The sequence below is a fragment of the Comamonas halotolerans genome (assembly GCF_030162935.1).
GTDB classification, from domain to species: Bacteria; Pseudomonadota; Gammaproteobacteria; order Burkholderiales; family Burkholderiaceae_C; genus Comamonas; species Comamonas halotolerans.
Map to the genome: position 1 here is coordinate 55,331 of NZ_JASAUZ010000012.1, position 12,763 is coordinate 68,093.

The 12,763-nt window shown below is 56.3% G+C and carries 16 protein-coding genes; 6 read left to right on the forward strand and 10 right to left on the reverse strand.

From position 1 onward, the window contains the following. Positions 1-126 precede the first annotated feature (126 nt). Genes QEP11_RS07505 through QEP11_RS07515 form a run of 3 tightly spaced genes read left to right on the forward strand, consistent with a single transcriptional unit; the run spans position 127 to position 2,204 of the window. On the forward strand, positions 127-714 hold the full coding sequence (locus QEP11_RS07505) for a LemA family protein (protein ID WP_284336026.1): 588 nt from the start codon (positions 127-129) through the stop codon (positions 712-714). Between the two features lie 47 nt (positions 715-761). Further along, positions 762-1,658 (forward strand): TPM domain-containing protein, encoded by an 897-nt coding sequence (locus QEP11_RS07510; protein ID WP_284336027.1) that lies wholly within the window; start codon positions 762-764, stop codon positions 1,656-1,658. Positions 1,659-1,661: 3 nt separating this feature from the next. Beyond that, positions 1,662-2,204, forward strand: a complete 543-nt coding sequence (locus QEP11_RS07515; protein WP_284336028.1) for a TPM domain-containing protein — start codon at positions 1,662-1,664, stop codon at positions 2,202-2,204. 89 nt (positions 2,205-2,293) lie between these two features. On the opposite strand, the gene QEP11_RS07520 is transcribed toward QEP11_RS07515, so the two are convergent. From QEP11_RS07520 to QEP11_RS07565, 10 genes are all read right to left on the reverse strand, one after another. Continuing rightward, positions 2,294-2,944: a cold shock and DUF1294 domain-containing protein gene (locus tag QEP11_RS07520; protein ID WP_284336029.1), complete on the reverse strand. Its 651-nt coding sequence runs from the start codon at positions 2,942-2,944 to the stop codon at positions 2,294-2,296. A 150-nt stretch (positions 2,945-3,094) separates the two neighbouring features. Next, positions 3,095-3,511 (reverse strand): F0F1 ATP synthase subunit epsilon, encoded by a 417-nt coding sequence (locus QEP11_RS07525; protein WP_284336030.1) that lies wholly within the window; start codon positions 3,509-3,511, stop codon positions 3,095-3,097. 77 nt (positions 3,512-3,588) lie between these two features. Further along, the gene (atpD, locus tag QEP11_RS07530) at positions 3,589-4,998 is read right to left on the reverse strand and encodes a F0F1 ATP synthase subunit beta (protein WP_284336031.1); all 1,410 of its coding nucleotides are present in this window, start codon (positions 4,996-4,998) and stop codon (positions 3,589-3,591) included. A 34-nt stretch (positions 4,999-5,032) separates the two neighbouring features. Beyond that, positions 5,033-5,902, reverse strand: a complete 870-nt coding sequence (atpG, locus tag QEP11_RS07535) for a F0F1 ATP synthase subunit gamma (RefSeq protein ID WP_284336032.1) — start codon at positions 5,900-5,902, stop codon at positions 5,033-5,035. An 18-nt stretch (positions 5,903-5,920) separates the two neighbouring features. Continuing rightward, positions 5,921-7,480, reverse strand: a complete 1,560-nt coding sequence (gene atpA / locus QEP11_RS07540) for a F0F1 ATP synthase subunit alpha (RefSeq protein WP_284336033.1) — start codon at positions 7,478-7,480, stop codon at positions 5,921-5,923. 42 nt (positions 7,481-7,522) lie between these two features. Further along, the gene (locus QEP11_RS07545) at positions 7,523-8,056 is read right to left on the reverse strand and encodes a F0F1 ATP synthase subunit delta (protein WP_284336034.1); all 534 of its coding nucleotides are present in this window, start codon (positions 8,054-8,056) and stop codon (positions 7,523-7,525) included. A gap of 10 nt (positions 8,057-8,066) precedes the next feature. Beyond that, entirely contained in the window at positions 8,067-8,537 is a 471-nt protein-coding gene (locus QEP11_RS07550) for a F0F1 ATP synthase subunit B (RefSeq protein WP_284336035.1), read from the reverse strand. A gap of 35 nt (positions 8,538-8,572) precedes the next feature. Continuing rightward, a complete protein-coding gene (gene atpE / locus QEP11_RS07555) occupies positions 8,573-8,821 on the reverse strand; it encodes a F0F1 ATP synthase subunit C (protein ID WP_011803767.1) in 249 nt (82 codons plus the stop codon). A 46-nt stretch (positions 8,822-8,867) separates the two neighbouring features. Continuing rightward, the gene (gene atpB, locus QEP11_RS07560; protein WP_284336036.1) at positions 8,868-9,731 is read right to left on the reverse strand and encodes a F0F1 ATP synthase subunit A; all 864 of its coding nucleotides are present in this window, start codon (positions 9,729-9,731) and stop codon (positions 8,868-8,870) included. 21 nt (positions 9,732-9,752) lie between these two features. Then, a complete protein-coding gene (locus QEP11_RS07565; protein WP_284336037.1) occupies positions 9,753-10,229 on the reverse strand; it encodes an ATP synthase subunit I in 477 nt (158 codons plus the stop codon). Positions 10,230-10,509: 280 nt separating this feature from the next. On the opposite strand from QEP11_RS07565, the gene QEP11_RS07570 reads away from it, so the two are divergent. The 3 genes from QEP11_RS07570 to lipA are packed head-to-tail and all read left to right on the forward strand — an operon-like array spanning position 10,510 to position 12,511. Then, the gene (locus tag QEP11_RS07570; protein ID WP_413788696.1) at positions 10,510-10,806 is read left to right on the forward strand and encodes a DUF493 family protein; all 297 of its coding nucleotides are present in this window, start codon (positions 10,510-10,512) and stop codon (positions 10,804-10,806) included. A 9-nt stretch (positions 10,807-10,815) separates the two neighbouring features. Next, on the forward strand, positions 10,816-11,520 hold the full coding sequence (gene lipB, locus QEP11_RS07575) for a lipoyl(octanoyl) transferase LipB (protein WP_284336039.1): 705 nt from the start codon (positions 10,816-10,818) through the stop codon (positions 11,518-11,520). A gap of 10 nt (positions 11,521-11,530) precedes the next feature. Next, positions 11,531-12,511: a lipoyl synthase gene (gene lipA / locus QEP11_RS07580; protein WP_284336040.1), complete on the forward strand. Its 981-nt coding sequence runs from the start codon at positions 11,531-11,533 to the stop codon at positions 12,509-12,511. Positions 12,512-12,763: the final 252 nt, after the last annotated feature.

The following is a 12,763-nucleotide window of genomic DNA, read 5'->3' on the forward strand; positions in this document are numbered from 1 at the left end:
TGCCGCATGTAGTTGCCAAAGATAACCGCAATGCAGCATGCTTTGCACGCGGTTGCCCTACACATTGCAGCCTCATGGGTCACGCACAATACGCTCCATAGTTCATACCAAGAAAAGGGATACGCCATGAAACGCCTTCTTGCGATTTTGTTGATGGCCACTGCACTGACCGGCTGCGGCTACAACGATTTCCAGAGACTGGATGAAGACACCAAGTCCAAGTGGAGCGAGGTGCTCAACCAGTACCAACGACGTGCAGACTTAGTGCCTAACATCGTTGCCTCCGTCAAAGGTGAAGCCAACTTTGAGCAGGAGACGCTGACCAAAGTGATTGAAGCGCGCTCCAAGGCCACATCCATTCAGGCCACACCCGAGTTGATCAACGATCCCGCTGCATTCGAGAAATTTCAACAAGCCCAAGGTGAGTTGAGCAGCGCGCTATCACGGCTGATGGTGGTTGCCGAACAATACCCGCAACTGCAAGCCAATCAGGCGTTCCGTGATTTGCGCGTCACCCTGGAGGGCACCGAGAACCGCATCACAGTCGCACGCAATGCCTACATCCAGTCGGTTCAGGAGTACAACGTACTTGCGCGGAGCTTCCCCACCAATCTCACAGGCATGGTCTTTGGCTATAAGGCCAAACCCAACTTCACCGTGCAGAACGAAGCTGAAATCTCTCGTCCACCCACTGTGGACTTTGGCACGAAGTAAGTAAATCCAGCAATCCTTAATGGCTGCTGGCCCTTGTAGGAAGATTTATGGCTGTTGCTTCCCTGTGGCGCATGCTGCTGGCGCTGTGTTTTGCCATGCTGCTCCCGTGGCAGTTTGCCGCGGCACAGCAGCTGCAGCCTGTACCGACCCTGACCGCCCGCGTGATGGACCAGTCCGGCACGCTCAACGCACAACAAACTGCAGCCATTGAGGCTCGCCTGCGCGACATTGAAGAGAAGTCAGGATCGCAAGTGGTGGTCCTCATGGTCTCCACCACTTCCCCGGAAGACATCGCCCCCTTTGCCCACCGCGTGGCCAGCACCTGGAAGATCGGGCGCAAGGAAGTAGGCGACGGCTTGCTGATTGTGGTGGCCAAGGATGACCGCCGCATGCGCATTGAAGTTGCGCGTGCCCTGGAAGGAGCCATCCCCGACCTGGCAGCATCCCGCATCATTGAGCAGCACATGGTGCCCCACTTCCGGCAAAACGACTATGCAGGAGGAATTCTGGCGGCACTGGATCAGGTTGGTGCACGTATTGCCGGCGAGCAGTTGCCAGCTCCAGGCACCCCCTCGCGCAATTCTTCCCAAGGCATAGACCTGGAAAGTTTGGCCATCTTTTTATTCTTCGGAGTGATGGTCGTTGGCCCCATCATTCGTCGCATTTTCGGTAACAAGCTGGGCTCGGCGATTGTGGGAGGCGGTGCTGGCTTGCTGGCTTTCTTGCTGACCTCCAGCCTGCTGCTGGCGCTGGCCGCCGGTGTGATTGCCCTGCTGGTGACACTGTTCGCCAATATCTCTGGTGGCGGGGGGGGCCCCTATATTGGTGGCGGGGGTTTTGGCGGTGGTCGCGGAGGAGGTTTCGGTGGTGGCGGATTTGGTGGAGGCTTCAGCTCTGGCGGAGGCGGCAGTTTTGGAGGCGGCGGAGCCTCCGGGAGCTGGTAGACCATGACAACATTGATTGAAAAAATCACACGCCTGTGGCGCCACCGTTGGACAGAGAGCCAAGTGCAAAAAGCTTTTCCTGCCGATGTGCTATTGCGCCTCGAACAGGCTGTCTCCAAGAGTGAGTCGCAACACACGGGCCAGATCCGGCTGTGCATTGAAGGCGGCTTACCCTACAGCTACATTTGGCGCGGCGCTACGGCCCGAGACCGGGCAGTGGGACTGTTCGGCAAACTGCGCACCTGGGATACCGAGCACAACAACGGAGTCCTGATTTATCTGCTTTTGGCCGACCACGCCATTGAAATCGTTGCCGACCGCGCCGCAGCCCGGGCCGTACCGCAGGCAACGTGGAATGCCGTGGTCAAAGACATGCAGCAGGCCTTTCAGCACAACGCCTACGCCCAAGGTATGGAAAGTGCTCTGCAACACGTCTCGGATCTGATGGTGTTGCATTTTCCCCGCACTGCGCATACTGCCAGTGAAACGACAGAAGGGCTACCCGATGCCCCAGTGGTGCAAGGCCGCTTCTTCAAGGATCGTTAAGTTCGTTTCAGCATCAAGGCACAAGCCCCCGATGTCTTCCCGGAGTGCATAGGCGCGGTCGCTTTGATGCAACAGACTTTTCAACTGATTCAGTGCCGCACCACCGGCACCCATTCGCGGCCCCATGGTGAATGTGCGTAGAGCAGCAGTGCAACATTGGCCAGCACGGTCAGCCAGAATACCCACCTGAATGACCTTTTGCTTGTTTTGTGCCGCAGCCACTGCTGCGCCAGCATGGCTCCAGGCCAGCCACCCAACAACGCCAAAGCGTGCAATGTAGACTCCGGCGTGCGCCAGCGCCCTGCCCGGGCGGCCGCCTTGTCTTTCCAGTATGCAAAAAAGGTGATCAGACTCATGACGGCATACAGTGAAAACACCCAGCATGCCATGCTCCCCAGCCACGCAAGCGTAAGCAACAGCAGCACAAATACGGCCAGCAGCGTGTGCCGCGCGAATCCATGGCCCCATGGCTTGCTGCTAGAGAATGACTCTTCGGGACAGGCTCCCCACTGCCGCGCAGCGGTCTCAGCTGTCCATCGAACTTTTTGTGCACACTTTAGGCCTTTTGCTATTCCTACTTCAAGCTGTATCCGCTGACCAATGCGTGGACGCGCCTGCGCCGAAGGCCGAGGTTGAAAAGCACTGATATGCACAAACACATGCGCTTGCTCTCCATCGATGGCAATAAAGCCAAAGCTGCGAAGATCGTTCCACTCCACCAGAGTGCCCCAATACGCCATGCCATATTCCTGTCTGAGCTGCCACCTGCAGCACGGGTTTGAAGATGTGCCGCCATTGCTCAAGCCAGCCTTGCATGCGATGCACAAGAACGAGAGCACGAAGCATAAAAAAAGCCACCTTGAAGGTGGCTTTTGATCGGCGAAGCGCTATTAGTGCTTGCCGCGGTATTTGCGCAGTGCGGCCATCTGGGCAGCCAGCACAGCAAGTTCCGACTGGGCTTTAGCCAGATCAACGTCACTGCTGGCATTTTTCATAGCTTCTTCAGCTGCTGCCTTGGCTTCTTGCGCCTTTTGCTCGTCCAGATCCTTGCCACGAATGGCGGTATCGGACAGCACAGTCACGCAGTTGGGTTGCACTTCCAAAATGCCACCGGCCACGAAGATGAACTCTTCGCTGCCATCGGGCAATTCGATGCGCACGGAACCGGGCTTGATGCGAGAGATCAGCGGAGTGTGCTTGGGCAAGATACCCAGCTCGCCTGCTTCACCGGGCAACGCAACAAAGCGTGCTTCACCCGAGAAGAGGGATTCTTCTGCGCTGACCACATCAACGTGGATGGTGTTCATCTTTGCTCCTAGGAAAAGGTGGGACTGGGCTTGTTTGCTTCAATCACCGAGGCTCACACCCCGGTGAATCTAGCAAATTAAGCTGCCAGCTTCTTGGCCTTTTCAAAGGCTTCGTCGATGGTACCAACCATGTAGAAAGCCTGTTCGGGCAAATGATCGCACTCACCAGCACAGATCATCTTGAAACCACGAATGGTTTCTGCCAGAGGCACGTACTTACCAGGGGCACCGGTAAACACTTCAGCCACGTGGAAAGGCTGCGACAGGAAACGCTGGATCTTACGGGCACGAGCCACGGTCATCTTGTCTTCGGGAGCCAGTTCGTCCATGCCCAGAATCGCAATGATGTCACGCAATTCCTTGTAGCGCTGCAGCGTACCTTGGACTTGGCGAGCCACGTTGTAGTGCTCTTCGCCAACCACTTGAGGGTCCAGCTGACGGCTGGTGGAGTCCAGTGGATCCACAGCGGGGTAGATACCCAGCGATGCGATGTCACGCGACAACACAACGGTCGAGTCCAAGTGGGCGAACGTTGTCGCAGGCGAAGGGTCAGTCAAGTCGTCAGCAGGCACGTACACGGCCTGGATCGAAGTGATCGAACCAACCTTGGTCGAAGTAATACGCTCTTGCAGACGGCCCATCTCTTCGGCCAGTGTCGGCTGGTAGCCCACCGCGGAAGGCATACGACCCAGCAGCGCGGACACTTCGGTACCGGCCAGTGTGTAGCGATAGATGTTGTCTACGAAGAACAGCACGTCCTTGCCTTCGTCACGGAAAGACTCAGCCATGGTCAGGCCGGTCAGCGCAACACGCAGACGGTTTCCTGGAGGCTCATTCATCTGACCGTAAACCATGGCAACCTTGGACTCGCCCAGGTTCTCTTGGTTCACAACGCCAGCGTCAGACATTTCGTGATAGAAGTCGTTACCTTCACGGGTACGCTCACCAACACCTGCAAACACGGACAGACCCGAGTGTGCCTTGGCGATGTTGTTGATCAACTCCATCATGTTCACGGTCTTGCCCACACCGGCACCACCGAACAGGCCCACCTTACCGCCCTTGGCGAAGGGGCAGACCAAGTCAATCACCTTGATACCGGTTTCCAGCAGTTCTTGCGAAGGCGACAGTTCGTCGTACGCAGGAGCCTTGCGGTGGATAACGGCAGTTTGTGCCTGATCCACAGGACCACGTTCGTCGATGGGGTTACCCAACACGTCCATGATACGGCCCAGAGTGGCCTTGCCCACGGGCACAGTGATAGCTGCACCAGTGTTGGTCACCATCAGACCACGCTTCAAACCGTCGGAAGAACCCAGGGCAATGGTACGAACGATGCCGTCACCCAGTTGCTGCTGCACTTCCAGGGTCAGGGCCGAGCCTTCCAGCTTCAGGGCGTCGTACACCTTGGGCATCTGGTCGCGAGGGAACTCAACGTCCACCACAGCGCCGATACATTGAACAATCTTGCCTTGTACTTGAGCCATTCTTTGCTCCAATCTGTATATCTGTTAAAGCCGATTACACAGCGGCAGCGCCGGCCACGATTTCCGACAACTCGGTCGTAATCGCTGCTTGACGCGTCTTGTTGTAGACCAGCTTCAACTCGCTGATGACGTTGCCCGCATTGTCGGTAGCAGCCTTCATGGCCACCATGCGCGCCGATTGCTCGGACGCCATGTTTTCCGCAACGGCTTGGTACACGAGAGACTCTACGTAACGCACCAGCAGATCGTCGATCACACTCTGTGCGTCAGGTTCGTAGATGTATTCCCACGATGCACCCGTCTTTTCGGCTTGCATTTGCTCGTTCGACAGTGGAAGCAACTGCTCCACCACCGACTCTTGCTTCATGGTGTTGATGAACTTGGTGTAGCTCAGGTACACCGCGCTCAGCTTGCCTTCAGCGTATTGGTCCAACAGCACCTTGACAGGCCCTATGAGCTTGTCCAGGTGGGGCTGATCGCCCAGTGCTGTGGCTTGAGAGACCACCTTGGCACCAATACGGTTCAGGAACGCCAGTCCCTTGCTGCCAATGGCCACGGTCTCAGCGGAGACGCCTGCATCTTGCAGTTCGCGCAACTTGTTCGTAACGGCACGCAACACGTTGGTGTTCATACCGCCGCACAACCCCTTGTCGGTCGTCACAGTGATGACGCCGGCCTTCTTTGCATCCGCATTCACTTTCATGAAGGGATGCACGTACTCGGGGTTGGCTTCGCCAAGATGGGCTGCAATGTTGCGGACTTTCTCGCTGTATGGACGGGCAGCCAGCATCCGTTCCTGCGCCTTGCGCATTTTGGATGCAGCTACCATTTCCATGGCTTTAGTGATCTTCTTGGTGTTTTCCACCGATTTGATCTTGCCGCGTATTTCCTTGCCTGCTGCCATGATGGCTCCTCGTCCGGATTAAGCGAAGGACTTCTTGAACGCAGCAACAGCAGCGGTCAATTCAGCTTCGTCCTTGCCTTCCTTGTCGAAAGCACGCTTTTCGTTCAGACGATCGAGCAAAGCACCATGGCTGGTCTTCAGGAACTGGTGCAGACCAGCTTCGAAAGGCAGCACTTGCTTGACTTCGATATCGTCCATGAAGCCCTTGTTCACGGCAAACAGCGAAGCAGCCATCAGCGCAGTGCTCAGAGGCGAGTACTGGGGCTGCTTGAGCAGCTCGGTCACACGTGCACCACGGTCCAGTTGCTTGCGGGTTGCGTCATCCAGGTCGGAAGCGAACTGCGCGAAGGCCGCCAGTTCACGGTACTGCGCCAGGTCGGTACGGATACCGCCGGACAGGCCCTTGACCACCTTGGTCTGCGCTGCACCACCCACGCGGGACACCGAGATACCAGCGTTAATCGCAGGACGGATACCGGCGTTGAACAGGTTGGTTTCCAGGAAGATCTGGCCGTCAGTAATCGAAATCACGTTCGTAGGAACGAAAGCGGACACGTCGCCAGCTTGTGTTTCGATGATAGGCAGAGCTGTCAAAGAACCGGTCTTGCCCTTGACTTCACCCTTGGTGAAAGCTTCCACGTAATCAGCGTTCACACGAGCGGCACGCTCCAGCAGACGCGAGTGGAGATAGAACACGTCGCCAGGGAAGGCTTCACGTCCTGGTGGGCGACGCAGCAGCAGCGAAACTTGACGGTAAGCCACAGCTTGCTTGGACAGATCGTCATAAACAATCAGGGCATCTTCACCGCGGTCGCGGAAGTATTCGCCCATCGTGCAGCCTGAGTAGGCAGACACGTACTGCATTGCTGCAGATTCAGAAGCGGTTGCAGCCACGACGATGGTGTATTCCATCGCGCCAGCCTGCTCCAAAGCGCGCACTACGTTCTTGACAGAAGAGGCCTTCTGACCAATAGCCACGTAGACACAAGTTACGCCCTGGCCCTTTTGGTTGATGATGGCATCGATCGCAACAGCGGTCTTACCAGTCTGGCGGTCACCAATGATCAGCTCGCGCTGACCACGACCCACGGGAACCATGGAGTCGATAGACTTGATACCGGTTTGCAGCGGCTGGTCCACGGATTGACGTGCGATCACACCAGGTGCAACCTTTTCGATCACGTCGGTCATCTTGGCGTTGATAGGACCCTTGCCGTCGATAGGCTGGCCCAGTGCGTTCACCACACGGCCGACCAGTTCGGGGCCCACGGGAACTTCCAAGATGCGGCCGGTGCACTTCACAGTGTCACCTTCAGCGATGTGGGTGTACTCACCCAAGATCACTGCACCGACGGAATCACGCTCCAGGTTCAAAGCCAGGCCGTAAGAAGGCTGACCATCCGCTGTAGCGGGGAATTCCAACATTTCGCCAGCCATCACATCCGACAGGCCGTGCACGCGCACGATACCGTCCGTTACCGACACCACAGTGCCTTGGTTACGAATATCGGCGTTCGCTTCCAGCCCTTCGATGCGGCTCTTAATCAGTTCAGAAATTTCTGCGGGATTGAGTTGCATGACTCTTTCCTTCTTTCTTTTGGTTAGCCGAGACCTCAGCGCTTACGCGGTGAGGGCCGCTTTCATTTGTTCCAGACGAGCCTTGACGGAGGTATCCAGCACCTCATCGCCCACCACCACACGAACGCCGCCAATCAAAGATTCATCGATCTGGACAGACAGGTTCAGCTTGCGACCGAAACGCTTTTGCAGCGCATCGCTAATGTCATTCAAAGCGGCTTCCTCTACGGGGAAAGCGCTGTAGACAGTAGCGTCGGACGAGCCATTGAGGCGGTTGACGATGCCGCGGAACTGCACAGCCACTTCAGGCAGGGCGTCCAGACGACCGTTTTCAATGATGACGCGCAGGAAGTTGCGAGCGGCATCGGGCAAAGCCGAACGGGCCACACCGGTGATGACATCGAGCACTTGCTCGACTGTCACCTTGGGGCTGTCGGCCAGTTGACGCAATTGCGGATCAGCGGCAATCGCCGCCAGTTCCTCCACCCAAGCGACAGTGCTGTTCAGCTCAGCCTGAGGGCTGGCCTTGAACAAGGCTTCAGCATAAGGGCGGGCAATGGTGGCGAGTTCTGCCATTTTGCTTTCCTTACAGCTCTGTCTTCAGGCGGTTCAGCAGATCAGCATGAACGCCAGCATTCACTTCCTTGCGGAGGATCTGCTCAGCGCCCTTCACAGCCAATGCAGCCACTTGCTCACGCAGGGCTTCACGGGCAGCGATAGCTTGCTGTTCAGCTTCGGCGCGGGCAGCAGCAACAATCTTGTTGCCTTCTTCTGTCGCGCGGGCCTTGGCTTCTTCAACGATGGCCTGGGCGCGGCGATCGGCGTCCGCAAGCCGCGATGCTGTCTCGTTGCGTGTCTGGGCCAATTCCTGCTCGACGCGCTTGTTAGCAGCGCTCAGCTCGGTCTTGGCCTTGTCAGCAGCAGCGAGGCCATCGGCGATTTTCTGGGCTCGCTCGTCCAACGCCTTCGCGATCGGGGGCCACACGAACTTCATCGTGAACAGCACCAAGATCAGGAAAACGATGCACTGAACGAACAGGGTCGCGTTGATACTCACGGCAACACCTTTCTTTCTAGGGCGTTGATCGGAGCTTAGGCCAGGACGAAGGGGTTGGCGAAAGCGAACAGCAGAGCGATAGCCACGCCGATCAGGAAAGCCGCGTCGATCAGACCAGCCAAGATGAACATCTTGGTTTGCAGTTCGTTGATCAGCTCAGGCTGACGAGCCGAGGATTCCAGGAACTTACCGCCCATCAGTGCGATACCGATCGAAGCGCCGATAGCGCCCAAACCAACGATCAGACCACAAGCCAGAGCGACGAGACCGAGAATGTTTTCCATGATGACTCCTAGGGATTAAAGGAAAGTTGAAGTTGAAAGGGAAAGGTCAGTGGGCTTCATGCGCCTGGCCGAGATAAATCAGCGTCAGCATCATGAAAATGAAGGCCTGCAGGGTAATGATCAGAATGTGGAAGATCGCCCAGATAGAGCCTGCAATGATGTGCCCCACGGGGAGCAACACACCAGAGAGCGACATGGCAGCCGCACCACCCATCAGGGCAATCAGGCAGAACACCAACTCACCAGCGTACATATTGCCGAACAGTCGCATACCGTGCGAAACCGTCTTGGCAACATATTCAATGATCTGCATCAGCAGATTCACTACGCCCAGAACCAGGGCGAAGATAGGATTCTTGGAGGTACCGAATGGTGCTGTCACCAATTCGTGCGCCCAGCCACCTGCACCCTTGATCTTCAGGCTATAGAAGAAGCACAGCAGCAGCACGCCAGTCGACAGACCCAGCGTGGTCGACAGGTCAGCGGTGGGCACCACACGCAGATAGGCATGCGAGTCACCTTGCGCGGTTTGCCACAACACGGGCAGCAAATCAACGGGCAACAAGTCCATGGCGTTCATCAGGAAGATCCAGACGAACACTGTCAGAGCCAGAGGCGCGATGAACTTACGCGATTCGGCATTGTGAATATTGGCCTTGGCCTGGTTGTCCACCATCTCGACGAGCATCTCCACGGCAGCCTGGAAACGGCCAGGAACGCCAGAAGTTGCCTTGCGGGCTGCCAGCCACAGCACGAACAGGCCGAGCACGCCGCAGATCACACTCACTGCAACGGAGTCGAGGTTCACCACCGAAAAGTCGATGATGGAGTTCTGCTTGATATTTTGCAGGTGCTGCAAGTGGTGAACAATGTATTCACTTGCGGTTGGAGCGTGCGCGTCGGCTGCCATCGGTGAACTCTTCTCTCAATATCAATCGGTTTTTCGGACACTGGCTCGACCTGTCACCAGGACCAGCCAGTACGTTTTCATTGTTACGACCATTCCTGCAAGCAACGCCAGCCAATGCAGGTTTGGCACCAAGAAGGGCGCTGCAGCCAACATGGCAATGCAAAGCACCAACTTGACAAATTCCCAGGCGAAAAGCCTTGCAATCGCACCCGGCGCATTCGCCGCTCTACCACTGTTGCGCGCCACACCTCGGGCAAACAACGCAGCAGGCACCACAATGGCCAGCGCACCATAAGCGGCAGACCATCCGGCAGCACGACCCGCAATCCACCACGCCAGCAGCGCAACCACGGCACCAATCAGTACCTGCACAGCCAAAATGCGCCACATGGACATCTTGGGCTGCTGCTTGCGCCACACTGCTGCCTCTTCAGGCGTCAGGGGCTTGATTTGCGGCTCTTCGTCCTCAAATTCCGATTCAGGGGCTTGATGTTTCATGTGTTCAGCGAGCCAAAACTCAAACCGGAATTTTTACAAAGCCTCTGATTATACGTAGAAACCCGTTTTGAACTGATGACCTCCGACATCCTTCGGGGGTTTTCACGGACAATCCCTAATTTCTGCGTGTCTTACTACCCACACGACTCTGGGTTTTCCCGCTTGCACAGCGTAGCTTTCTTGGCAAGTCAGCTTCTTTAACCCGCCCTTCACCCAGCGGCGCAACCATAGCGCACAATGCACTTCAAACCAAGCAAAAACCTTTGCTTTCAACTCCATCATGAACATGTCCGACACATCCGCTAGTACTGATCCCCGCAAGGACTCGCTGATTGAGTATCCAAGCCTGTTCCCCATCAAGGTTATGGGCCTTCACTCGGACGATTTCGTACACAGCATCACCAAGGTTGCCAAAGATTTCGACCCTTTCTTTGATGCCAGCACGGTGGAGTTGCGCCCGAGCAGCAGCGGCAAATACCTCGGTGTAACGATCACTGTGACAGCCACCAGCCGCGAACAGCTCGATAACCTTTATCGTGCTTTGACTGGTCACCCCATGGTCAAGGTAGTACTTTGAGCGCCTCCCATGTGCCAACACCTTGACGCCCGCTGGCTAGGGCGCGTGGACTACGCAGCCTGCAATACAGCTATGCAGGAATTCACCGCTAAACGCGATGCATCTACTGCCGACGTACTGTGGCTGTGTGAACACAATCCTACGTTCACTCAGGGGTTGGCAGGCAAGGCCGAGCATGTGCTCGCTGCCGGAGACATTCCTGTGATTGCCACCAATCGCGGTGGTCAGGTGACCTACCACGGCCCTGGTCAAGTCGTTGCCTATCCTTTGCTGGATCTGCAACGCAGAGGATATTTCGTCAAGGAATATGTTTACCGCCTCGAAGAGGCAGTGATTCGCACCTTGGCCTACTACGGCGTGACTGGTCACCGGGTAGCCGGCGCACCGGGTATCTACGTGCGTTTGGATGATCCCTTCAGCCACGCCATACTGGAGCAGCGCCCGCAACACCGCGAGCCTGGAAGCCCGCCCCCCCAACCTGATTTTGCAGGCCTGGGAAAGATTGCCGCACTGGGTATCAAAGTAAGCCGCCACTGCACTTACCACGGCGTAGCCTTGAATGTCGGCATGGATCTTGAACCCTTTCACCGGATCAACCCATGCGGTTATGCAGGAATGGCAACGGTTGATCTTTCTACAATCGGCATCCAGACAACCTGGAGTGAGGCGGCACAAGTGTTTGGTCATCAGCTGATCACACGCCTTACTCTCTGAGACATACACCATGAGCAGCAACGAAGTCGTGCGCGAAGCGCAGTCCGCCGAAACTTACAACCCCTTGGCCAAGCAAAAAGCAGCTGCCAAGCTCTCGCGCATCCCGATCAAGGTAGAACAAGCCGAAGTGCTGAAAAAGCCGGAGTGGATCCGCGTCAAGGCTGGCAGCCCTACCACGCGCTTCTACGAAATTAAAGACATTCTTCGCGAACAGAAACTGCATACCGTCTGCGAAGAAGCTTCGTGCCCCAATATTGGTGAATGCTTTGGCAAGGGCACGGCCACTTTCATGATCATGGGTGACAAGTGCACCCGCCGTTGTCCCTTCTGCGATGTGGGCCATGGCCGCCCTGATCCTCTGGATGTGGATGAGCCCCGCAAGCTGGCGGAAACCATTGCTCGTCTGCGCCTGAAGTATGTGGTCATCACCAGCGTGGACCGTGACGACTTGCGTGATGGTGGCTCTGGGCACTTTGTCGAATGCATCAGACAAACCCGTGCACTATCGCCAAATACACAAATTGAAATTCTGGTTCCGGACTTCCGTGGCCGTGACGATCGCGCTCTGGAAATTTTGAAGGCAGCCCCCCCAGATGTGATGAACCACAACCTGGAAACGATTCCACGTCTGTACAAAGAAGCACGCCCCGGCTCCGACTACCAGTTCTCCCTGAATTTGCTGAAAAAATTCAAGGCCCTGCACCCTGATGTTCCCACCAAGAGTGGTTTGATGGTAGGTTTGGGCGAAACCGACGAGGAGATTTTGCAAGTGATGCGCGATATGCGTGCGCACGACATCGAGATGCTGACCATTGGTCAGTATCTTGCACCCACCAACAGTCACTTGCCAGTGCGCCGTTATGTGCATCCCGACACCTTCAAGATGTTCGAGGAAGAAGCGTACAAAATGGGCTTCAGTCATGCGGCTGTTGGCGCCATGGTGCGCTCCAGCTACCATGCCGACCAACAGGCCCATGCCGCTGGCGTCTGAGAGGCGCTCGACAGCCAACAAAAAAGCAACCCTCGGGTTGCTTTTTTGTTGGCTTGCAGAAATCAGCACGCCTAAAAATCCTAATACCGCTGCCAAAGCTCGTATCTGTGATTATTTCTATCTCATCGGAAAAAAGTGCGTGGCTAACCGGGCATTCCGCTGGCTGGCAAAAAACGACTCACAGGCTTTACAGGCCTGCTTGTCGCCCCACGATGAAACCAAAACCACTGCAGTCCCTTGGAGTTCCCCCAC